This is a genomic window from Collimonas sp., assembly GCF_035566375.1.
Classification (GTDB): Bacteria; Pseudomonadota; Gammaproteobacteria; order Burkholderiales; family Burkholderiaceae_D; genus Collimonas.
In genome coordinates, this window is sequence record NZ_DATMRK010000074.1 from 1 (window position 1) to 21632 (window position 21632).

The following is a 21632-nucleotide window of genomic DNA, read 5'->3' on the forward strand; positions in this document are numbered from 1 at the left end:
CGTCACGGCGATTGCGCGAATCAGTAGCTACGATGTTGTAAAAAGGACGCTTCTTTGCGCCACCACGGGATAAACGAATAACGACCATAATGTTTCCAAAAAGTGTTCGAACACGGAAAAAGCCGCAAATTATAACGCAAAGTGAGCCACCCCCGCAACCAAAGCAGGCCATGGGTGTGGTTTCACTACGTCAAACAGGTATTTGCTGGGCTCTAAAAACGCTTTGCTGCCGTATCTGCTCAGGCAGCAAGCGGGCCTGACTATCAAGTGACATTCTATTGAGGCAGGCTGTACACTACGCCCTCAATTCGCTTTCCGACGCACATGGTGCGGTTCGGAAACATCAGTAGCGATAGCCAAGCTAGTATATTAGCAATATTCCCGACTGATGCAAGGATTGCCTGCTTTTTTGCATGTTTCAGACGACAATTCATCCACCCACCCTGCACATGACCCAATCCCACAAGAACAAGACACTCGCCACCTTCGTGGCTACCGTATTCGGCAGCATTGGCTTACACCGCTTCTATCTCAAGGGAATTAAAGACGTCTGGGGCTGGCTGCATCTTGCCACCCTGCCAGCCTGTTTGCTGGCTTACTTTCTTTGGAGACAAGATCAGCAAGTGGCCTTCCTGTTTGGAGCGCTGATCGTCTCGGGCCTGATTGCCTGTATAGAATCGCTGGTGATCGGATTGACCCCAGATGAAAAATGGGATGAAAAATACAACGCAGGCTCCGGCCGCCAATCCGACTCCGGCTGGTTTGTCGTCTTGCTGGTGGTATTGACCCTGGGCGTCGGTGCGATTGCCTTGATTGGCAGCATTGCCCGCACATTCGACCTGCTGTTCACCGGCGGCGCCTACGGTTGAGCCTGAAAACCCGATGCACCAGCACCAATAAAAAAAGCAGCCTGGGCTGCTTTTTTTTTACATCGGCAAAAATATCAGAACTGATCTTCCGTCAACGCCATCACCCCGCTGCTGCCTTCGACAATCGAGATGCGATAAGCGTCGGCCTGGGACAGTATGTGTTCGGCAAAGAAACGCGCCGTACCAATCTTGGCCTGATAAAAATTACTATCGCCCGTAGCCGACTGCAATTTTTGCGTTGCAATCAGCGCTGCACGCCCAAGCTGCCAGCCGCCCAGCACAATACCAGCCAGCTTCAGATACGGCACGCTACCGGCAAACACGCCCTTGATATCGCTTTTCAGATTGCCGACCACATAGCTGACAACCTGCTCCAACGCATCAGCGCCGCTGGCCAGCTGCTTGCCGATGGCAACCAGATCAGCCGCACCGCTGCTCGCCAGCTCCGCTTGCGTAGCACGCACTTGAGCGATGATGCCCTTGGCGACAGCGCCGCCATCACGCACAGTCTTGCGACCGATCAAGTCGTTGGCCTGGATTGCCGTAGTACCCTCATAAATCGTCAGAATCCGCGCATCGCGATAGAACTGCGCAGCGCCGGTTTCTTCGATGAAGCCCATGCCGCCGTGAATCTGCACACCGGTTGACGCTACATCAATCGAGATCTCGGTCGACCAGCCTTTGACAATCGGCACCATGTATTCATAGAACGCCTGATTGGCTTTGCGGGTAGCCTCGTCGCCATGATGATGGGCCGCATCGTGAGCCGCCGCGGTGACATACGCCAGCGCGCGCGCCGCTTCGGTCTGCGAGCGCATGCTCATCAGCATGCGGCGCACATCGGGTTGGTGGATAATCGTCACTGCACCGGCAGAACCCGCCAGATCGCGCGATTGCACCCGGTCTTTGGCGTAGGCCAGCGCTTTTTGATAAGCGCGCTCGGCGACGCTGATGCCTTGCAAGCCCACCGCAAAGCGCGCAGCGTTCATCATGATGAACATATATTCAAGGCCACGGTTTTCCTCGCCCACCAAGGTGCCGACAGCGCCGCCGTGGTCACCGAACTGCAGCACCGCGGTCGGGCTGGCTTTGATACCGAGCTTGTGTTCCAGCGAGACGCAATGAACGTCATTGCGTGCGCCCGGCGAACCGTCCGCATTGACCATGAATTTCGGCACGATGAACAGCGAAATTCCCTTCACGCCTTCCGGTGCATTCGGCGTGCGCGCCAGCACCAGATGCACGATATTTTCAGCCATATCGTGCTCACCGTAGGTGATGAAAATCTTGGTGCCGGAAATCTTGTAAGTGCCGTCGCCTTGCGGCACTGCACGGGTGCGCACCAGCGCCAGGTCGGAACCGGCTTGCGGTTCGGTCAGGTTCATGGTGCCGGTCCATTTGCCGGATACCAGATTCTCCAGATAGATCTGTTTTTGCTGATCGCTGCCGGCCGTCAGCAAAGCTTCGATCGCGCCATCGCTCAACAGCGGGCACAAAGCGAAAGAAAGATTGGCTGCATTCAGCATCTCTATGCACGGGGTCGCTACCAGCTTGGGCAAACCCTGGCCGCCAAATTCGACCGGATGCTGCACGCCTTGCCAGCCTGCTTCCGCAAATGCCTTGAATGCTTCCTTAAAACCTTTGCTGGTAGTGACTTCGCCGTCATGCCAATAACTAGGCTCCTGATCGCCGCTACGGTTTAAGGGTGCGACAACTTCGCTACAGAATTTGGCGTTCTCTTGCAACACTGCTTCCACGGTTTCCGGCGTCGCATCTTCGCAACCAGGCAGTGTGCTGACCTGCTCCAGACCAGCCAGTTCGTTGAGCACGAACAGCATGTCTTTCAACGGGGCGACATAACTCATGAGCTACTCCTAAAAATTCGGGCGGCACCACTTGGCCTGACATTGCCAGTACCCGCGATACCACCCGTATGCTTTCTATTTTTAACCAGGCGTTGTTAGCAACGCCTGGTTAAACTAATCGTCAGCTAAACGTCAGCTAAACGCCAGTGACTTAGCCCAGTGCGGCCACCAATTGCGGCACGATCTCGAACAAGTCGCCGACAATGCCGTAATCCGCCACCGAGAAAATCGGCGCTTCTTCATCTTTGTTGATGGCGACGATGACCTTGGAATCTTTCATCCCGGCCAGATGCTGGATCGCACCGGAAATGCCGACCGCGATATACAGCTGCGGCGCGACGATCTTGCCGGTCTGTCCGACTTGCCAGTCATTGGGCACAAAGCCGGCGTCGACCGCAGCGCGCGAAGCGCCCATTGCAGCGCCCAGCTTGTCAGCCAACGGCTCCAGGATCTTGAAGTTTTCAGCGGAGCCCAGGCCGCGGCCGCCGGATACGATGATCTTGGCAGCCGTCAGTTCAGGGCGATCCGACTTGGCCAGTTCGCGCGAGACGAATGCGGATTTGCCGAAGTCAGCCGCTGCTGCGATATTTTCCACGGCAGCAGAACCACCGCCTGCTGCAGCGTCAAACCCGGTGGTGCGGACGGTGATGACTTTGGTAGCGTCGCTCGATTGCACTGTTGCGATGGCGTTACCGGCATAGATCGGGCGTTCGAATGTGTCCGGGCTGTCGACCTTGGTGATTTCGGAAATCTGGCCGACATCCAGTTTGGCCGCTACACGCGGCAAGATGTTTTTACCGTAGGCGGTAGCCGGCGCCAGGATATGGCTGTAGGCAGCAGCCAGAGCCAGCACCTGCTCGGCAACGTTTTCAGCCAGGCCATCGGCAAAATAGGCTGCATCCGCCACCAATACTTTGCTCACGCCAGCCAGTTGCGCTGCGGCTTGAGCGGCTGCGCCGCAGTTACTGCCGGCGACCAGAACGTGGACTTCGCCGCCGCATTGGCTGGCGGCGGTGACGGTATTGAGGGTACTGCCTTTTAATGAGGCATTATCGTGTTCAGCAATGACTAAGGCTGTCATGTTGGCTCCTGTGTTGTGTACGCTCGCCTGCATCATCTAGATGATGTCGGTGCGGCAGCGCTGCACGTGGTTCTTGAATAGGTTGTGGTTCAGTAAGCTAAAGTCGGCGTTCGCTTACAGGACTTTGGCTTCGTTCTTCAGCTTGGCGACCAGGGTTGCCACGTCAGGCACCTTGATACCGGCGCTACGCTTGGCTGGCTCCACCACTTTCAGCGTCTTCAGGCGCGGTGCGACATCCACACCCAGATCGGCCGGCTTGAATACGTCTAGCGTTTTCTTCTTGGCTTTCATGATGTTGGGCAGCGTCACATAACGCGGCTCATTCAGGCGCAAATCGGTGGTGATGATGGCTGGCAGTGTCAGGGCGATGGTTTCCAGGCCGCCGTCGACTTCACGCGTGACCACGACCTTGCCCTCTTCCAGTACCACCTTGGATGCAAAAGTGGCTTGCGGCCAGCCCAGCAGCGCGGCCAGCATCTGACCGGTCTGATTGCAATCGTCGTCGATCGCTTGCTTGCCGAGGATGATCAGCTGCGGCTGTTCTTTGTCAGCCACTGCTTTCAACAGCTTGGCCACCGCCAGCGGTTGCAGATCGGTGTCGGCAGTATCGACCAGGATGCCGCGGTCGGCGCCAATCGCCATCGCCGTGCGCAAGGTTTCCTGACATTGCGTAACGCCGCAGGAAATCGCGATCACCTCAGTCACTTTGCCGCCTTCTTTCAGGCGCGTGGCTTCTTCCACCGCGATTTCGTCAAACGGATTCATCGACATTTTGACGTTAGCAATATCTACGCCGCTGCCATCTGACTTGACCCGCACCTTGACGTTGTAGTCGACGACACGCTTGACTGGTACTAATACTTTCATCGTTATGCCTTTTATTGAAATAAAAAATCTGAACTGACGCGGATTGGCGCGAATCGGAGCGAATAGGCGCAAATTGACGTTAACGTAAATCCCACTTGGGAATTATAAGAGAGAATTCGATCCGACGCTGAAATTTAGCACGATCGTTCTATTAAATCTTAGAGCAAATCGACTAATCGCGCCAGTCTCTTGTGAAACGAGACGGGCTCATGGTGATTTATGGATTGGGGGATGTGGTGCGCCGGCCAGTAAAAGGCGGCAAAAAAGGGGACAAAAAGGGTAAAAACCAGGCATGGCACGACCAGCAGGACGCTGGTTGCAGCATATATTGATGGGCAAAGACTTACAGCAGAACGGCGCTCAGCATTTTTCTTACTTGCGCTTCATGAAGAAAATAAACTCTCTGTTTTCTTCGCTCTGCTCCAGCAAATCATTACCGGTCTGTTTCGCGAACGCCTGAAAATCACGTACCGAACCAGAATCAGTCGCCAACACACGGAGTACTTCACCACTCAGCATGTCTGCCAACGCCTTCTTGGTTTTCAAAATCGGCAGTGGGCAATGCAGGCCGCGCGCGTCGAGTTCTTTATTAAAGTTCATAACCACTTCGTCGTAATGTGAAAATTTTTAACATTTGCTGCTATTTGATGATTCTACTCCAAACGCAGGCCCGTTTGACGCATCGCAACAAACCTTCCATCATTTTTACAACAGCTGCCCCGCAAACAAATATGTCTTTAATGCAATTTTTATTCAATTCACATGCTAACATTCATGCCACAAAGTAACTAAATGTAGCGGAGACACACCAGGGATGATGCCGCTCCCCAGCAACGCCTGGTGAACCATTCTAAGGAACCAGCATGCGGGATAGTTTTAGCGAAAATCCTTACAACAACATTACTCCGTTCTGGCAGCGCTTACCTCAATTTTTCCTGTATCCGATGCAGCAGCAGTTGATCTGGCGCCCGGTGGTGTATGCCCTGGCCGGCAGCGGTTTATGGCTATTGGGCAGGAGCGGTGAAGACGATGGCTTCTCACCGATCATTCTCATCATCGCGGTACTGGTCGGCCTGGGGTTTTCCATCGACCTGATGCGCCAGGCATTCCGGATTCTGGAGCAAACCTCGCTCGGCAATTTGCGTTATGCCGATTTCGACGAGCCGGACGACATGCACAAGATGACGCCCTACAAGCTCAACTTTGTGATGCTGGTCCAAGGCATTTTTATCGTCGTCATGGCCGCACTCCACCCCTTCCTCGGACTATTGGGAAGCGCCGTTGCCAATCTGATGCTGCCCGCCAGCATCATGGTGCTGGGGCATACCCACAGCTTTACCGACGCCATCAATCCATTCAACGTGTCCAAGATGATCAAGGCTTGCGGCTGGCCTTATCTGGCGCTATGGGTGTTCGGCTTCATACTGAGCCAGTGCGCGCCGATTACCATCGCGCTTTTTCTAGGAAAAGTGTCGATAACCCTGTTGATCGGCTTGAGCATTTTCGCTTTCGCCTATTTCACACTGATTGGCTTCAATTTGATGGGCTATACGATGTACCAGTACCATCAAGAGATCGGCTATGCCCCGGATCGTAATTTTGAAACAAATGCGCTCGCCGGCAGCCGCTCCAATCGTCCTCTGAGCGACGATGAAATCCTGGCGCAGCAAATCGGCGCGCTGATTCGCGACGGCGACATCAACCTGGCCATCGAAATGGTGTGGGAAGAACTGCGTTACGATCAATTCAACCCGCAGTTATCAGGCCATTACGCCAAACTGCTGATGTTAAAGGGCGAGAAGAGCAAGCAGCTGGAATATGCGCCACGTCATCTGTTTGCGCTGGCCCGCTCGGGCAAAGCCGGCCGTATCGGCGATGCCTGGCGCCAGGCACGCCAGCTCGACCCTGAGTTCAAGATCGACAATCCGGATCATGTATTGGAAATTGCAGCAGCCGCTGCTGCGGTGCGCGAATATCAGATTGCACTGGAAATCGTATCGGGCTTCCACAAGCGCGCCGCACGCCATAAGGATGTGCCGGCAGTGCTGGTCCTGGCTGGCAAGCTGCTGTCAGATCATCTGCGCCAGGATGCCCGCGCCTTATCGCTGTTCAATCACGTGATAGCCCAGTGGCCGGCCAACCCGGCGGCCAGCGAAGCACAGCGATACAAGAATGTAATCGAAGGCTTGACGCAGAGTGCCGGGCAAAGCTGATCAATAGCGATTGCCGGGGCTGGTTGCGATCCGGCTTTCTTCACTCAAGGGAAACTGCTGCAGCAACAATTGCTGGTAATGCCGCGCCTTGTCGTGCAAGCCCGCCGCCATGAATCCCCTGGCGACGAACTGCACCAGCTGCGGCAATTGCTGATGCTGGCGCGCAGTCACCATTAATATCTGCAGGATGGCTGCCGCGGTTTGCGGCTGGCCGTTCAATGCGAAGCGCTTGGCGACAGCCAGCGATTGCTCGCTGCTCAGCTGTGGCCGCGGCTCGGCTCGCGCCACGTAGTCCAGGTAGACCTGATGAATTTTATCTTCGGCCAGGCTGCCTTTCGGCAAACGCAGCAGCATCGCTGCAGTCTTGTGGAAAGCGGCCCCAGCCGGCGCTTGTTTCGACAGAGTGAACAATTGCAACAACCAGTCTGGCTGCGGCGTCCCTTGCTGCGCCAGGGTCTTGCTTACCAGGTGGCCGAAATCGCGCCGGGCGCGCTCAAAGTCTAGTCTGCCCAGGGCAGCATACGCACTCTGCTGGAGACTGCGCAAGCGCTCATCGTCGTCGGCCGGGGCGATATAACTGGCATGCGCCTGCTCCAGCTTGCGCCGCGCCAGCAAGCGATAGAGCAAGGCCAGCAATGCGCCGCCCAGCAAGCCGCCGATATGGGCGTAATAATTGGTATTCGAGGGCGCGCCAAACCACAGATCGAATGCTTCCTTGCCGACCCAGATCGGCAACATGATCAAGGCCGGCGCCTTGACGAAATCGAAGTAAAACAAGAACCAATAAAAGAAACGTATCTTGCGCAAACCGTACAGCACGGTGTATATCCCCATGACGCCGGAAATGGCGCCCGATGCGCCCAGCGACATGATCATGCTATCGCCGCGGAACACCAGATAAAACGCCGCCGACAGCAAACCCGACAAAAGATAAAAAAGCAGATACCAGCCGCCGCCCAGCAGGATTTCCACCGCATAGCCGACCATCGCCAGAAACACCATATTGCCCAGCACATGCTCGACGCTGGCGTGCAAAAACATATGTGTAAGCAGCGTAACCGGGCGCTCGGATGCTTGCGCCGGAATCAATGAATAGCGCTCGGTAAAACTGCGCTTGCGCGTCTGCACATAGTGCTCGCGCTGCTCTTTCCATTCCGCCAGATCGTCGTCAGCGATGGCGCCCAGCACAGCCGGCTTCGCTTGCTGCATCAGGGCGCCAAAACGGAGATCCGCATCCAGCACATACCAGCTCTCGATAAGCTGCTGATAGTTTTTCAACGAAGCGGTGCTGCCGTCCCGTGCGGCAGCCAGATCGGCCCGTGCCCGCAAGCGTCGCCAACGCTCCAGGGCTCGGCGCATGGCGGTGGCGGCCTCCGGCTTGTTATCGCTTTCCAGATAACGCGCATAGGCAGGAAATTCGAATTCGGGTAAGCGCGACTCGACCAGATAGTAGTGAGCAGCAGGCTCCATCTGGCTGCGCTCATGCCATTGAATGCCGAAGTAAATCAGCAAGTTGACCAGCACCAGAAAAATGGTGACTAGCGGTGGGCGCTTCCAGTCTGGCTTACGGTCTACCGGAATAATCAACATGGCGGCTCAAGAGCAGGAAAAATTGCAATATCGCAATTCTACCCAGTGATTGCCGTATGGCAGCGTTATTTGTAGCGTTATTTGCAGCACTATTTTTTACGCATTGATTTTCTTCTGCCGTAGCCGCCGCACAATTTCAGGTTTTCAAAGCAAGTTCAGGCTGCGCCTTCGGCAACAAGGGCCGGTCGATATATTCAACCGCCAGTCCTTGCGCCCGCATCCAGTCGGCGACGGCATGGCCGGTACCGGCGCGCCAGGGGCGTAACGCGGCCGGCTCCAGCAGGCGATACTCCAGCAGTTCCGGCGACAGTTGAATCAGGCCGGACGCCTTGACGTGATAGGCGATGATGAGCTCGTTCTTGCGCATGAATTCATAGACGCCGATCAGCGTGATCTGCTCGGCATCCAGATTGGTTTCTTCCTTGAGCTCACGGGCGACGCCCTGCTCCGGCGTTTCATCACGCTCCATGAAACCGGTGATCAAAGCGAACATGCCCTCTTCCCATGCCGCATTGCGCGCCAGCAGGATCTTGCCGTCGATCTCAACCACCGCCGCCAGCACCGGCAAGGGGTTATCCCAATGCGTCCAGTGCCCTTCGGGACACGCCAGGCGCAACTTTCCAGTCTCGCCTTCATCGGCACGCTGGATCAAGGATGCGGCACAAACCGGGCAGAATTTGAATTCGCTCATATCAGAGTTGATGTGTGTGGTCAGAATAAAAAAGCGGGAAGAATCAATCCGCGATACTACTGCGATTTGATGCTTCCCGCTTTGGCCGGCCACTATCGCAGTGGCAGGTTTTCAGTAACAAGTTTTTTACGCGCGTTCGCCAACCCACGCAGCGACGCCTTGCAGTGCCGCCGCCAAACCGCTGGCGTCGGTGCCGCCGGCTTGCGCCATATCGGGACGACCGCCGCCTTTACCGCCCACTTGCTGAGCCACAAAGTTGACCAGCTCACCGGCCTTGACCTTGGCGGTAGCATCAGCGGTAACGCCTGCGATCAGGCTCACTTTGCCATCCTTCACCGCAGCCAGGACAATCGCGGCAGTCTTCAGCTTATCTTTCAGCTTATCCATGGTTTCGCGCAAGGTTGCGCTATCGGCGCCTTCCAGCGTCGCCGCCAATACCTTGATGCCCTTGACGTCGACAGCCTGGGTGACCAGCTCGTCGCCCTGGTTCGCCGCCAGTTTCGACTTCAAACTGTTCAATTCCTTTTCCAGCGCCTTGACGTGTTCCTGCACCTGCGCGATACGCTGGGTCAGTTCTTCCGGTTGCGCTTTCAATGCCGCCGCAGCTTCATTGACGCGATTGCTCAGGTTCTGCACCAGCGCCAGCCCGGCTTCGCCGGTCACCGCTTCGATACGACGGATGCCGGCGGCAACGCCGCCTTCAGCGACGATCTTGAACAAGCCGATATCGCCGGTGCGGCTGACGTGGGTGCCACCGCACAATTCGCGCGACGTGCCGATAGACAGCACCCGCACTTCGTCGCCATACTTTTCACCGAACAAGGCCATGGCGCCGGCGCCTACCGCATCGTCGAACGACATCAGCCTGGCTTCGGTAGCCACATTGGCCAGGATTTCACGATTGACGATTTCCTCGATGCGACGAATTTCATCGGCGCTGACCGGCGCATTGTGGCTGAAATCGAAACGGGTCTTGTCGGCGTCCACCAAAGAACCTTTTTGCGCGACGTGGCCACCCAATACTTCACGCAATGCCTTGTGCATCAAGTGCGTGGCCGAGTGATTGCGCACGGTGCGCGCGCGCACCGCGGTATCCACTTTGGCGCTCAGCTGATCGCCGACTGCCAGCGAACCGCTGCTCAGATTGCCGTGATGACCGAACACCTCGGCCTGGATTTTCTGGGTGTCGGCCACCACAAACACAGCGCCTGCGGCTTCCAGCACGCCGGAATCGCCAACCTGGCCGCCCGACTCGGCATAAAACGGCGTGGTATCGAGCACCACGATCGCGTCCTGGCCGGCTTCGATTTTTTGTACTGCGCTGCCATCCACATACAGTGCCAGCACCTTGGCCTCATGCGCCAGGGCGTCGTAGCCGACAAAGCGGGTTTTGTCGCCGCTGTATTCCACGGCGGCGGCCATCTTGAATTTACCGGCCGCGCGCGCGGTCGATTTCTGCCGTTCCATGGCTGTGGCAAAACCTGCTTCATCCAGCTCGACTTCGCGTTCGCGGCAGATATCCGCAGTCAGATCGAGTGGGAAACCGAAAGTGTCATACAGCGTGAACGCGGTTTCGCCATCCAGTTTTTTCGGCGTCTTGGCCAGTGCCGTTTCCAGGATCTTCATGCCGTTTTCCAGCGTTTCGCCGAAACGTTCTTCTTCCTGCTTCAGTACCTGTTCGACGCGCTCTGCGGCTTCCGGCAGTTCCGGATAGGCGGCGCCCATTTCCAGCACCAGATCCTTCACCAGCTTGTAGAAGAACGGCTTGGTCTGGCCCAGTTTGTGGCCGTGACGCAGCGCACGGCGGATAATCCGGCGCAACACATAACCGCGCCCTTCATTGCCAGGAATCACGCCGTCGACCACCAGGAAAGAACAGGCGCGAATGTGATCGGCGATCACTTTCAGCGAATTGTTTTCGAGGTCGGTGATATTGGTTTCGCGTGCAGCAGCCTTGATCAGGCGCTGGAACAAATCGATTTCATAATTGCTGTGCACATGCTGCAATACCGCAGCCAGACGCTCCAGGCCCATGCCGGTATCGACGCACTGCTTCGGCAGCGGTGTCAGAGTCGCCGCGCCGGTCTTCGGATCTATCTGGCGATCGAATTGCATGAACACGTTGTTCCAGATTTCGATGTAACGGTCGCCATCCTGCTCCGGGCTGCCTGGCGGGCCGCCCCAGACATCGGGACCGTGATCGTAGAAAATTTCGGAGCAAGGACCGCAAGGGCCGGTATCGGCCATCTGCCAGAAATTGTCCGACGCATACGGCGCGCCCTTGTTGTCGCCGATACGCACGATGCGTTCCTTCGGCAAGCCGATCACCTTATGCCAGATATCGTAGGCTTCATCGTCGGTTTCATACACCGTGGCCCACAATTTGTCGGCCGGCAGGCCGTAGACCTTGGTCAGCAGCTCCCAGGCCCAGACCAGCGAATCGTGCTTGAAATAGTCGCCGAACGACCAGTTGCCCAGCATTTCGAAAAAAGTATGGTGACGCGCGGTATAACCCACATTTTCCAGGTCATTGTGCTTGCCGCCGGCGCGCAGGCAGCGCTGGACCGAGGTAGCGCGCACATAGTTGCGCTTTTCGGTACCCAGGAACACATCCTTGAACTGCACCATACCGGAGTTGGTAAACAGTAATGTCGGATCGTTGCCTGGCACCAGGCTCGACGAGCGCACGATGGTATGGCCTTTGGATTCAAAGAATTTGAGAAACTTTTCGCGGATTTCGGCTGAGTTCATGTTCTTGGGCAAAAATGAAACGGTGCAAGGAAAAAAGGCAAGGGGCAGGCTCAACACCATACGCGGATCCGGGAGCTATCCGTAATACGGTGGATGTATGTCCTTTTGCAAACCTTTGATTATACGTGATACCAGCCCGGCCATTCCGCCGCGGCGTGATGAAAAAAGCCCATCAGGATCGCTCCTGACGGGCTTTGAATGATATGAAACCTGCATTCCGGCGAAATTCAGCCTGATTTCAGCTTCGTATCAGCTCTAGAGCGAGCTTTTAAGCGCCCTTATTGGTTGGGGTAGCTTTGATCGCGTGGCTTTTCTTGTGATGATGCTTTTTGTGCATTGGTTTCGCTGGTGCTGCTGCATCAGGAGCTGGAGCTGCCATTGGAGCGGCAGGAGCAGGTGCTGGTGCGGGAGCAGGAGCGTTTTGGGCCATGACTGGCAAAGCGAAAGCAGCTACAACTACGGCAGCCAGCAATTTATTGATCTTCATTTTGACTTCCTTTCGGTTATTGTAAACACAAGCAAATTTGGTGCTTTACGAGTAAATTACGATCAACCATTCGCCTGATCACGATGGATATGGCCTGAAACTCGGTTCTGCACTCTATTAACGCCAGCTTGTTGATTCGGTTGACACGACGTTACGGACGGTTTTGACTTCGCTCCAGCTGCCCAGATCGGAAAAAATCAGGAAAAATCGGCGCCGATCAGCTCAATCCGGTCAGTGCAAAATCCATCCACACCCCAGCCGAGTATCTCCCTGGCCCGCGTCGGCGTATTCACCGTATAGCAAAACAAACCGTAGCCCGCCTGGCCGATTGCCTGTGCCTGCATCGGCGACAGATATTTGTGGTTGGTGTGCAGCGCAACCGCATCCAGCTCTTGCAGGCGCTGTTGCCAGTCATCTTCGATAACGTCAGTCAAAAATCCGCGCGGAATATCAGGCGCCGCGACTTGTGCCGCACGCAGCGCTTCAAACGAAAAGGACGAAAACAGAGGCAATGCCGGATCGGCCCAGGTGCCGCGTCCGCTGGCTACGTGAGCCGCCACCTCATCCGCAAAAATTTCCTCTGTGACCTGGGCGACGACGCGCCCGGTCTCCACTTCAAATCCTTCGGCCGGCTTGATTTCGACGTTCATCCAGATAGCGTGCTGCCGGCAAAAAGCTAGCGCCTGCCGATAAGTACATATCGGCTCGCCGGCAAACTGCGGTCCTAACCAGCTTCCCGCATCCATTGCGGTCAATTCATCCGCGGTGAAATCGGCAACCTTGCCGACGCCACGCACGGTACGGCCGAATACCGCGTCATGCATCAGGATCGGCACACCGTCGCGCGCCAGCATGACATCGAACTCAACCGCCCGGTATCCATGCTCCAGGCCGCAACGCAGCGCAGCCAGCGTATTTTCCGGCGCCAGCGTACCGCCACCGCGATGCGCGACTATTTTGGGATAGGGCCACATGAATCTTCTCTTTCCATCGAATAAATAAAGAAATAAATAAAGAAATAAAGAAATAAAGAAATAAGCAGGAACGACAGGAATGTTTTGAAAACAAAGCCACAGTCTTTGCTTGCCGTTAGCGCCAATCTTAATGGATTTGACTGATTTGGCAATCGTCACCCCTCTACTACCTTCCACTACCATCGGCGACCGCTGGCCGCGATTCACGCCATGCGATCCCGGTTTCGTCGCATTCCGCTTTTTTTCGGCGGCAGCTCTAGCCACAATCACCTCATTCCCACACCACGGAGGACTGCAATGAACGACACCAACCCAAGCTATCAGGACGCAAAACGCCAGGTTGAAAGGAAAATCGGCTTTTTCGTGCACCTGGCGGCATATGTGATTGTCAACAGCGGCCTGGTGCTGCTGAATTTCTTGCATAATCCGGAGCGGCCGTGGGCGCTAGGGCCGCTCCTGGGCTGGGGAATCGGGTTACTATTCCACGCCTTGGCGGTGTTCCTCAACGCCCCTGGCGCGCAATGGAAACGGCGCTTGATAGAACGAGAATTAGACAAACAAACCCGACAAAAATAAGCACACCCTCCAAAGCTTTCTCTCTAAGCACACCCCTCGCGCATGAAACCAGCCACCGCATCACCACAAACCACCGAGCCATTGGCGCGGCGCCTGCTGCGCAGCCTGTATCTCAACCTTGGCATCGATATTATCTGCGCCCTGATCGTCACTTACGTAATGCGCATCAGCGACCGGTTCTTGCCGAACCTGGTGTTTTCGCTGTGCATCGGCATGCTGGCGATGGTGCTCATCGAGGGCGGCCGCTATCTGTTCTGGCGCAACACCACGCCACGCAAAGTGCATTTTCTCGCATTCATACTGCTGGCGGCAGGCATCGCCCAATTCCTCGGCATCCGGCTGGCCAGCTGGCTGCTCGGGCTGCCAACAGATAATTTTTCCATGTATATGAACCTAAGCGGCCTCGGCTTGATTATCCTGACCGTCTCGGTCTGCGTCGGCGCCACCCTGTTCTTCTGGAACCTCAGCACGCTGGCCGAATTGCGCAATCAGGCAGCCATCGAAAGAGCGCGCACTGTGGCTGTCGAGAAACAGGCTCTGCAGGCGCAGTTGCAGATGCTGCAAGCGCAGATCGAACCGCATATGCTGTTCAATACGCTGGCGACACTGCAAAGCCTGATAACGCTTGATGCGCCGCGAGCGCAGCAGATGCTGGACCAGCTGATCCACTTCCTGCGCGCTTCCTTGTCTTCATCGCGTATCGAGCAAACCACGCTGGCCCAGGAATTCGGCCTGATGGAGGCCTACCTGGAACTGATGTCGCTGCGCATGGGCAGCCGTCTCAGCTTTGATCTGCAGTTGCCGGCTGCGCTGCGCGACACCGTGATTGCGCCGATGCTGCTGCAGCCTTTAGTGGAAAACGCCATCAAGCATGGTTTGGAACCCAAGATCGAAGGCGGCCGGGTCGAAGTCGCGGCCCGCCGCCAAGGCCAGCTGCTGCTGCTCGACGTCAGCGACACCGGCCTCGGCCTGGCGGCTGAAGCGTTGCCGCAAGCGGCCAGCCATGCCGGCAACCTCGGCCACATCGGTCTCAGCAATATCCACGAACGCCTGCAGGCGCTATACGGGCCCCAGGCCAGCCTGACTCTGAAGCCGAAGCTGCCGCACGGCGTCATCGCCCAACTCCAACTGCCGATCCTGCCATGACTACACCATCCCATTTGCGCGCCCTGATTGCCGAAGACGAACCGATCCTGGCGGCCGCGCTGCTGCAGGCTTTGCAGCGCCTGTGGCCGGAGTTGCAGATCGTCGCCAGCGTCGATAACGGCCAGGCGGTGGTCGAGCAAACCCTACGGCAACGCCCCGACATCCTGTTCCTGGATATCAAGATGCCCGGCAAAAGCGGCCTTGAAGCAGCCCAGGAACTGGCTGAGGAATGGCCGGAGAATGAGGCCTTTCCGTTGATCGTGTTTGTCACCGCCTATGACGAATATGCGATCAGCGCCTTCGAGCACGCCGCCGCCGATTACGTGCTGAAACCGATCAGCGACGCCCGCCTGGGCAAGACCATCGCCCGCTTACAGCAGCGCCTGCAGCAAAACGGCGATAGCAACGCAGCACTGGATCGTCTGATCGGCCAATTGCACAATATGCAGCCCAAGGCCGGCGCCGAGCCGCTGACCATGATCCGCGCAGCCGTCGGCAACCAGATCCGCATGATCCCGATCGGCGATGTGATCTATTTCGAAGCCAGCGACAAATACATCAATGTCGTTACCGCCGACAGTGAATCGCTGATCCGCACCAGCCTCAAGGATCTGCTGCCGCAACTCGACAGCCGCCAGTTCTGGCAGGTGCACCGCGGCACCGTCGTCAATCACCAATGCATACAGATGGCGATACGCGACGAAAGCGGCAAACTGTCGCTCAAGCTGCGCGGCCGCGACGAGGCGCTGACGGTGAGCCGCGTGTTTGCCCATCTGTTCCGGCAGATGTGAGGAGTATCCGGGATTGGCGCAGGCCAGTCCCGGGTGAAGGCGTCGGGATGCCAGCCTGAATTCGTCAGCCCTGCCGCTTTAAATGTCTTTTTGGCAATCGCCCTGCTGATGCCGGCCGACCCCAGCAAGCCGCACGGCAACCCTCGCTCCATCCCGCATCCGCAGTGCAACAAAATCTGCCCGGCCGCTCCTGAAAACGCTCGTGCTACGGTAGAATGAAGCACATCCCTACCACTCAGCAAAGCGTATAAACCAATTCTCCATGAGCACCGATCACACCAACGGCCATACCCCACCTGCACCTGCCTCGTCCAATTTCTTGCGCGGCATCATCGAAACCGATCTGAGCGCCGGCGCCTATGCCGAACGCAAGGACAGCCAGGGTCAGCCATTGCCGCAGGTCGTCACCCGCTTTCCGCCAGAACCCAACGGCTACCTGCACATCGGCCACGCCAAGTCGATCTGCGTCAACTTTGGCCTGGCGCGCGATTACGCCGGCCGCTGCCACTTGCGGTTCGACGATACCAATCCTGAAAAAGAAGAGCAGGAATATGTCGACACCATCATCGACAGCGTGCGCTGGCTGGGTTTCGATTGGAAAGATGAGACCGGCGAACATTTGTACTTCGCCAGCAACTACTTCGACAAGCTGTATGAAATGGCGGAATACCTGATCAGCGCCGGCCTGGCCTATGTCGACAGCCAAAGCGCCGAACAGATGGCCGCCAATCGCGGTAATTTCGGCGAAGTGGGCAAGGACTCGCCGTTCCGCAACCGTCCGGCAGCCGAATCGCTGGACTTGTTCCGCCGCATGAAGGCCGGTGAATTCAAGGATGGCGAGCACATCGTGCGCGCCAAGATCGATATGGCGTCGCCGAATATGAACATGCGCGACCCGGCGATCTACCGGATTCGCCATGCCCATCATCACCGCACCGGCGACAAATGGTGCATCTATCCGATGTACGACTACACGCACCCGATTTCGGATGCGCTGGAAAACATTTCACACTCGGTCTGCACCCTCGAATTCCAGGACCACCGGCCATTCTACGATTGGGTGCTGGAACATTTGAGCGCCGCCGGCTTCCTGCAAAAGCCGGTGCCGCACCAATACGAATTCTCGCGCCTCAATGTGACCTACGTGATCACCAGCAAGCGCAAGCTGCGCCAGCTGGTGGACGAAGGCATCGTCGACGGCTGGGACGATCCGCGCATGCCGACCCTGGTCGGCATCCGGCGCCGCGGCTTTACGCCGGAATCGCTGCAATTGTTTTGCGATCGCACCGGTGTCACCAAGTCCGACGGCTGGATCGACATGAGCTCACTGGAAGGCGCCTTGCGCGAGGACCTCGATCCCAAAGCGCCGCGCGCTACTGCTGTGCTGAACCCGTTGAAACTGATCATCGACAACTTCCCGGAAGGCGAAACCGTAGCCTGTCATGCACCGGTCTATCCGCCGGCGCATCCCGAGCACGCCACCGCATTGCGCCACTTCCCGATCAGCAATACGCTCTGGATCGAACAGGAAGATTTTATGGAAACCCCGGTCAAAGGGTATTTCCGCCTGTTCCCGCCGACTGCCGACAAGCCAGGCAGCCGGGTGCGCCTACGCCACGGTTATGTGGTCGAATGCACCGGCTTTGAAAAAGACGCGGATGGCAAGGTCAGCGCAGTCCACTGCACCTATTTTCCGGACAGCAAGAGCGGCACCGAAGGCAGCGCCAACTACAAGGTCAAAGGCAATATCCACTGGATCAGCGTCGCCCATGCGCTGGAAGCCGAAGTACGCTTGTACGACCGCCTGTTCACCGATCCGCATCCGGACGCCGGCGGCAAGGACTTCAAGGCGGCATTGAATCCGAACGCCAAGCAAGTGATTACGGCCTACCTGGAACCCGGTTTGAAAGACGCCAAGGCGGAAGATCGCTACCAGTTCGAAAGGCATGGTTATTTCATCGCCGACCGGATTGATTCCCTGCCCGGCAAACCGGTATTTAACCGGACTGTTACCTTGAAAGACAGCTGGGGCAAGTAAAAACGCCATTCGGAAAGCGCTTCAAAACCCGCTTCGATTCAATTTTTGGCGTGCAAAAGACGCGGCATCGTAAATTCGGTGCCGCGTCTTTATTACTTGTGGGGGCAGTGTTACATTATCCAACTACAGGCAACAGCGATCGCTGCTGAGAAGATTGAGACAGAAGGTAATAAAACGTGGAGCCAGCGCTTATACAAGTTGAGATGCAGGTACGCGGCATCAATGGCCAAGTAACGCTGCTCAGCGACCGAGTCCAGATAAAACGCGCCGGCCTCATGGCGCGCTGGACACAAGCCAGGAACCGCGACAAGGACATCCCGATTTCGGCCCTCAGCGCAGTCCGGATCCAATTGCCCGGCTTGTTGACCAATGGTTATATCCATTTTTATTTAAGCGACGACAAGCAAACCGACAACACCCTTATTCGCGCCGCCAGCGATGAAAATACGGTGCTGTTTAACCCTAGGCAATTCACTAAATTCGCGAATCTGAAAAACCAGATCGAGCAAAAAATCGCTGCCGCCAAGGCTGACGCTCCGGCCGTCATAGATTTTGACCAGCTTGACAAGCTGGCGGAACAATACAAACAGGGTCTTATCTCACGTCCGGAATGGGTCAGCGCCAAGAAGAAACTGCTGGGACTTTAGGTAATAGGGTGCTGGCAGCAGACTCTTGACGCAGGCACTATAATCACCCACCTTTCCCGAACACACAGCCATCACCAACCAAGGAACACCCATGACCATCTCCATGTACAGCGCCTCGATTCCAGTCTTCAAGCAGATGCTGACTGCGCTCAACGACGTCTTGGCAAAGGCCGAAGCGCACGCGACTGAAAAGAAAATCGACCCCAACGCTTTCCTGCAGGCACGCCTGTTCCCGGACATGTTCCCGCTGGTCCGCCAGGTGCAGATCGCTGCCGATTTTGCCAAGAGCGTACCGGCACGCCTGGCCGGCGCCGAAGTTCCAGCGTATGAAGACAGCGAACAGACTTTTGCCGATTTGCATGCCCGCATCAAGAAGACACTGGCATTTATCGACGGCCTGACAGCGGCACAGATCGACGGTAGCGAAACACTCGAAATCGTCTTGCGTCCAGGAACGCCGAAAGAGAAGAAACTGACTGGCCAGACCTATCTGCTGGGTTACGGCTTGCCGCAGTTTTTCTTCCACGTGACCACCGCCTATGACATCCTGCGCCACAACGGCGTGGAAGTCGGCAAGCGCGACTTCATGGGCGCGTATTAAGCCGGAAGAATAAGCCGGAACATTAGGCCGGAAGCAAACCGCGTTTAGCATGTAAAAAAAGCGACCTTCGGGTCGCTTTTTTATAGCCCGCAATTTATCGCTGCTGCCGGTGTCACGCTGGCAAAAGCTGTTCTGCCTCCAGCATCTCACTCATATCCTGGCGCAAACGTTCGATCGGCGCCGCCAGGCGGCCCGGCGTCCGTGCATGCACCAGCCAGGTATTCACGCCAGCCTTGAATTCAGGCACCTGCAACACCCGCAACTGATCGCGAAAGGCACTGCGCGCCAAAGCGCCCGGCATCACCATGCCGATGCCGACGCCGCGCGCCACCAGCGACAATTGCAGCTCGGTGCCGAAAGTTTCCACCGCAACCACCATCGGCAAACGCACTGCGTCCAGCGTATGCCGGATCGAGCGGCGTATGCCGCAGCCATCCTGGTTCAGCACCCAGGCTTGCGACGCCAATTCCGGCAACGACAGACGGCCCTTGCGCAATGGCGCTTCCCGCTGTGCAACGATCACCGGCATTTGATGACTGAGCAGATGTGTGCTCAGCGTATTGGGCGGCATCACATCGTCAGGCAACACCACTGCAGCCGCATCGATTGCATTACTTTCCAGCAACATAAGCAGCGTCGGCGACCAGCCGGTTGTAATGCGCAAGGTCAGCTTGGCGAACTCGCTGCGCAAGCGATCGATCGGCTGGGTAAGGGCCAATTCAGCCAGGAATGGCGCAATCCCCAAACGAAATTCACCGCTCGTTTCCGATCCGGATTCGACCCCGGCCAGCAGATCCGCAACCGATCCCAGCACCCGGCGGCCGCGCTGATAAACCTCGCGGCCGGCCGCAGTTGGCTTAAGCGGCTTCGATTGCCGCTCCAGCAACGCCACCCCTAGCCTGTCTTCCAGACTTTGGACGCGGCGGCTGATGCCGGGCTGGGTCAGGTGCAGGCGAGTCGCCGCGGCGACAATGGAACCGGTCTCGACCACGGCCACAAAGGCTTCGATGTCATGCGTATTCATAAATAACCTCAGCAAACAAATTAGCATAATATTTATGATAATAATTCACTTGTAGCATAAACATCGCAGATGCACAATCGGTGCATTGAAAACAGGCTGCCAGGGACAGGACTCCGCCGATCCCGCTGCCGCCCTTCGCGAAGAATGCCATGACCGCACCTCAACTCCCCTCAAGCGCCCCCTCCCCTTTCACCGCCTCCCAGGCTGGCGCCACGCGCATCGCCGACGATGGCATTTCCCTGGCGTTGCAGCTGTTATTCGCCACCGCGGTCGGTATCACCGTGATTAATTTATTCGCGACGCAGACGTTAATCGGCCCTATCGCCGCTGCACTAGGCCTGGATGCACACTTGAGCGGCATGGTCGCCATGCTGCCGCAACTCGGCTATGCCACTGGCTTGGTGTTGTTGGTGCCGTTGGCCGACCTGCTGGAAAACCGCCGTTTGATCGTGCGCCTGCTGGCTTGCTGCGCCCTGGCGCTGGCGACGGCCACGCTATCGACTTCCGGCTGGCTGTTCCTGCTGGCGATTTTTTTGGCTGGCGCCGCCTCCAGCGCGATCCAGATCATGGTGCCGTTAGCGGCCCTGATGGCCTGCGAAGCACATCGCGGCAAAGTGGTGGGCAATGTCATGAGCGGCCTGATGCTCGGCATTCTACTGTCGCGGCCGCTGGCCAGCCTGCTGATGGACGCCGGCGGCTGGCGCCTGCTGTACCTGGTGCTGACCGTCTCGATCGCCCTGGTAGCGGCAACCCTGAGCCGCACGCTGCCACAACGCCAGCCTGCGGCCGACCTGTCTTATCTGGCTTTGATCAAATCGTTGTGGAGTTTGCTGTGCAAGCAGCCGGTCTTGCGCCGGCGTGCGCTCACCGCGGCGCTTGCCATGGCCACCTTCAGCCTGTTCTGGACAGCGGTCGCCCTGCTTCTGACGCAACAGCCGTTCAACATGAATCAGCGCCAGATCGCCTTGTTCGCGTTGGCAGGTGCGGCTGGCGCCGTGGCGGCGCCGCTGGCCGGCCGCCTTGGCGATCGCGGCTGGACCCGGCGCGCGACCTTGGCTGCGCATCTGCTGATGATAGGCGCGTTGCTGCTGGCTGGCGTGGCGGGCGCAGGCTGGGGTGGTTTTGCCATCGCCATGCATCCGTGGCTGGCGCTGGCCATGTTGGTGCTCGCCGCCGTCGGACTGGACGCTGGCGTAACCACCGATCAAACCCTGGGCCGACGCGCCATCAACCTGCTGCAAGCGGAAGCGCGCGGCCGCTTGAACGGCTTATTCGTCGGTATTTTCTTCGTCGGCGGCGCGCTGGGCGCGGCGAGCGCAGCGCTGGCCTGGGTCATGGCTGGCTGGAGCGGAGTCTGCCTGGCCGGCATCGCCTACGCTATGGCAGCTCTGCTTATCGCAACACTCCAGAAGACATGACCC

General features: G+C 57.2%; 20 protein-coding genes. 9 read left to right on the top strand and 11 right to left on the bottom strand.

The features are described from left to right. The coding region (locus tag VNZ60_RS22140; RefSeq protein WP_325663373.1) for a small ribosomal subunit protein bS16 at positions 1 to 172 on the bottom strand (172 nt) is incomplete at its 3' end. Positions 173 to 413: 241 nt separating this feature from the next. On the opposite strand from VNZ60_RS22140, the gene VNZ60_RS22145 reads away from it, so the two are divergent. After that, positions 414 to 869 carry an NINE protein gene (locus VNZ60_RS22145; RefSeq protein ID WP_325663061.1) on the top strand — a complete coding sequence of 152 codons (456 nt, stop codon included), beginning with the start codon at positions 414 to 416 and terminating at the stop codon, positions 867 to 869. 74 nt (positions 870 to 943) lie between these two features. Here VNZ60_RS22145 and VNZ60_RS22150 read toward each other — a convergent pair whose 3' ends face one another. The 4 genes from VNZ60_RS22150 to VNZ60_RS22165 form a co-directional block, all read right to left on the bottom strand. Beyond that, complete coding sequence (locus VNZ60_RS22150) at positions 944 to 2734, bottom strand: acyl-CoA dehydrogenase (protein WP_325663063.1); 1791 nt, start codon at positions 2732 to 2734, stop codon at positions 944 to 946. Between the two features lie 151 nt (positions 2735 to 2885). Beyond that, positions 2886 to 3815 (bottom strand): electron transfer flavoprotein subunit alpha/FixB family protein, encoded by a 930-nt coding sequence (locus tag VNZ60_RS22155; protein ID WP_325663065.1) that lies wholly within the window; start codon positions 3813 to 3815, stop codon positions 2886 to 2888. A 114-nt stretch (positions 3816 to 3929) separates the two neighbouring features. Continuing rightward, positions 3930 to 4682, bottom strand: coding sequence for an electron transfer flavoprotein subunit beta/FixA family protein (locus VNZ60_RS22160; protein WP_325663067.1), 753 nt, complete (start codon positions 4680 to 4682; stop codon positions 3930 to 3932). 372 nt (positions 4683 to 5054) lie between these two features. Beyond that, complete coding sequence (locus VNZ60_RS22165; protein WP_325663069.1) at positions 5055 to 5282, bottom strand: sulfurtransferase TusA family protein; 228 nt, start codon at positions 5280 to 5282, stop codon at positions 5055 to 5057. Positions 5283 to 5545: 263 nt separating this feature from the next. Between VNZ60_RS22165 and VNZ60_RS22170 the strand changes: the two genes are divergently transcribed. Further along, positions 5546 to 6895 carry a hypothetical protein gene (locus VNZ60_RS22170; protein ID WP_325663071.1) on the top strand — a complete coding sequence of 450 codons (1350 nt, stop codon included), beginning with the start codon at positions 5546 to 5548 and terminating at the stop codon, positions 6893 to 6895. Here VNZ60_RS22170 and VNZ60_RS22175 read toward each other — a convergent pair whose 3' ends face one another. The 5 genes from VNZ60_RS22175 to ugpQ all read right to left on the bottom strand — a co-directional run bounded on the left by VNZ60_RS22175 (position 6896) and on the right by ugpQ (position 13388). Next, positions 6896 to 8485 (bottom strand): rhomboid family intramembrane serine protease, encoded by a 1590-nt coding sequence (locus VNZ60_RS22175; protein ID WP_325663072.1) that lies wholly within the window; start codon positions 8483 to 8485, stop codon positions 6896 to 6898. 136 nt (positions 8486 to 8621) lie between these two features. Continuing rightward, positions 8622 to 9176 (bottom strand): NUDIX domain-containing protein, encoded by a 555-nt coding sequence (locus tag VNZ60_RS22180; protein WP_325663074.1) that lies wholly within the window; start codon positions 9174 to 9176, stop codon positions 8622 to 8624. A 126-nt stretch (positions 9177 to 9302) separates the two neighbouring features. Continuing rightward, positions 9303 to 11927, bottom strand: a complete 2625-nt coding sequence (gene alaS / locus VNZ60_RS22185) for an alanine--tRNA ligase (protein ID WP_325663075.1) — start codon at positions 11925 to 11927, stop codon at positions 9303 to 9305. Between the two features lie 268 nt (positions 11928 to 12195). Beyond that, entirely contained in the window at positions 12196 to 12414 is a 219-nt protein-coding gene (locus VNZ60_RS22190; RefSeq protein WP_325663077.1) for a hypothetical protein, read from the bottom strand. Between the two features lie 197 nt (positions 12415 to 12611). Further along, entirely contained in the window at positions 12612 to 13388 is a 777-nt protein-coding gene (ugpQ, locus tag VNZ60_RS22195) for a glycerophosphodiester phosphodiesterase (protein ID WP_325663079.1), read from the bottom strand. Positions 13389 to 13685: 297 nt separating this feature from the next. Between ugpQ and VNZ60_RS22200 the strand changes: the two genes are divergently transcribed. The 6 genes from VNZ60_RS22200 to VNZ60_RS22225 all read left to right on the top strand — a co-directional run bounded on the left by VNZ60_RS22200 (position 13686) and on the right by VNZ60_RS22225 (position 19187). Further along, positions 13686 to 13964 (top strand): 2TM domain-containing protein, encoded by a 279-nt coding sequence (locus VNZ60_RS22200; protein WP_325663081.1) that lies wholly within the window; start codon positions 13686 to 13688, stop codon positions 13962 to 13964. A 42-nt stretch (positions 13965 to 14006) separates the two neighbouring features. Beyond that, a complete protein-coding gene (locus VNZ60_RS22205; RefSeq protein ID WP_325663083.1) occupies positions 14007 to 15110 on the top strand; it encodes a sensor histidine kinase in 1104 nt (367 codons plus the stop codon). Continuing rightward, on the top strand, positions 15107 to 15901 hold the full coding sequence (locus tag VNZ60_RS22210; protein WP_325663085.1) for a LytR/AlgR family response regulator transcription factor: 795 nt from the start codon (positions 15107 to 15109) through the stop codon (positions 15899 to 15901). The genes VNZ60_RS22205 and VNZ60_RS22210 overlap by 4 nt, the downstream gene beginning before the upstream one ends. A 262-nt stretch (positions 15902 to 16163) precedes the next feature. Continuing rightward, positions 16164 to 17939 (top strand): glutamine--tRNA ligase/YqeY domain fusion protein, encoded by a 1776-nt coding sequence (locus tag VNZ60_RS22215; RefSeq protein WP_325663087.1) that lies wholly within the window; start codon positions 16164 to 16166, stop codon positions 17937 to 17939. 176 nt (positions 17940 to 18115) lie between these two features. Next, on the top strand, positions 18116 to 18586 hold the full coding sequence (locus VNZ60_RS22220) for a DUF4429 domain-containing protein (RefSeq protein ID WP_325663089.1): 471 nt from the start codon (positions 18116 to 18118) through the stop codon (positions 18584 to 18586). Between the two features lie 91 nt (positions 18587 to 18677). Then, a complete protein-coding gene (locus VNZ60_RS22225) occupies positions 18678 to 19187 on the top strand; it encodes a DUF1993 domain-containing protein (protein ID WP_325663090.1) in 510 nt (169 codons plus the stop codon). Positions 19188 to 19299: 112 nt separating this feature from the next. Here the strand turns inward: VNZ60_RS22225 and VNZ60_RS22230 are convergent, their stop codons facing one another. Then, complete coding sequence (locus VNZ60_RS22230) at positions 19300 to 20211, bottom strand: LysR family transcriptional regulator (protein ID WP_325663092.1); 912 nt, start codon at positions 20209 to 20211, stop codon at positions 19300 to 19302. 149 nt (positions 20212 to 20360) lie between these two features. On the opposite strand from VNZ60_RS22230, the gene VNZ60_RS22235 reads away from it, so the two are divergent. Then, positions 20361 to 21629, top strand: a complete 1269-nt coding sequence (locus VNZ60_RS22235; RefSeq protein WP_325663094.1) for an MFS transporter — start codon at positions 20361 to 20363, stop codon at positions 21627 to 21629. The last annotated feature ends 3 nt before the right edge of the window (positions 21630 to 21632 follow it).

Excerpts from the sequence above, each read along its gene's own strand:
- VNZ60_RS22145 (WP_325663061.1), top strand. The coding sequence starts at position 414 with ATGTTTCAGACGACAATTCATCCACCCACCCTGCACATGACCCAATCC.
- VNZ60_RS22150 (WP_325663063.1), bottom strand. The coding sequence starts at position 2,734 with ATGAGTTATGTCGCCCCGTTGAAAGACATGCTGTTCGTGCTCAACGAA.
- VNZ60_RS22155 (WP_325663065.1), bottom strand. The coding sequence starts at position 3,815 with ATGACAGCCTTAGTCATTGCTGAACACGATAATGCCTCATTAAAAGGC.
- VNZ60_RS22160 (WP_325663067.1), bottom strand. The coding sequence starts at position 4,682 with ATGAAAGTATTAGTACCAGTCAAGCGTGTCGTCGACTACAACGTCAAG.
- VNZ60_RS22165 (WP_325663069.1), bottom strand. The coding sequence starts at position 5,282 with ATGAACTTTAATAAAGAACTCGACGCGCGCGGCCTGCATTGCCCACTG.
- VNZ60_RS22170 (WP_325663071.1), top strand. The coding sequence starts at position 5,546 with ATGCGGGATAGTTTTAGCGAAAATCCTTACAACAACATTACTCCGTTC.
- VNZ60_RS22175 (WP_325663072.1), bottom strand. The coding sequence starts at position 8,485 with ATGTTGATTATTCCGGTAGACCGTAAGCCAGACTGGAAGCGCCCACCG.
- VNZ60_RS22180 (WP_325663074.1), bottom strand. The coding sequence starts at position 9,176 with ATGAGCGAATTCAAATTCTGCCCGGTTTGTGCCGCATCCTTGATCCAG.
- alaS (WP_325663075.1), bottom strand. The coding sequence starts at position 11,927 with ATGAACTCAGCCGAAATCCGCGAAAAGTTTCTCAAATTCTTTGAATCC.
- VNZ60_RS22190 (WP_325663077.1), bottom strand. The coding sequence starts at position 12,414 with ATGAAGATCAATAAATTGCTGGCTGCCGTAGTTGTAGCTGCTTTCGCT.
- ugpQ (WP_325663079.1), bottom strand. The coding sequence starts at position 13,388 with ATGTGGCCCTATCCCAAAATAGTCGCGCATCGCGGTGGCGGTACGCTG.
- VNZ60_RS22200 (WP_325663081.1), top strand. The coding sequence starts at position 13,686 with ATGAACGACACCAACCCAAGCTATCAGGACGCAAAACGCCAGGTTGAA.
- VNZ60_RS22205 (WP_325663083.1), top strand. The coding sequence starts at position 14,007 with ATGAAACCAGCCACCGCATCACCACAAACCACCGAGCCATTGGCGCGG.
- VNZ60_RS22210 (WP_325663085.1), top strand. The coding sequence starts at position 15,107 with ATGACTACACCATCCCATTTGCGCGCCCTGATTGCCGAAGACGAACCG.
- VNZ60_RS22215 (WP_325663087.1), top strand. The coding sequence starts at position 16,164 with ATGAGCACCGATCACACCAACGGCCATACCCCACCTGCACCTGCCTCG.
- VNZ60_RS22225 (WP_325663090.1), top strand. The coding sequence starts at position 18,678 with ATGACCATCTCCATGTACAGCGCCTCGATTCCAGTCTTCAAGCAGATG.
- VNZ60_RS22230 (WP_325663092.1), bottom strand. The coding sequence starts at position 20,211 with ATGAATACGCATGACATCGAAGCCTTTGTGGCCGTGGTCGAGACCGGT.
- VNZ60_RS22235 (WP_325663094.1), top strand. The coding sequence starts at position 20,361 with ATGACCGCACCTCAACTCCCCTCAAGCGCCCCCTCCCCTTTCACCGCC.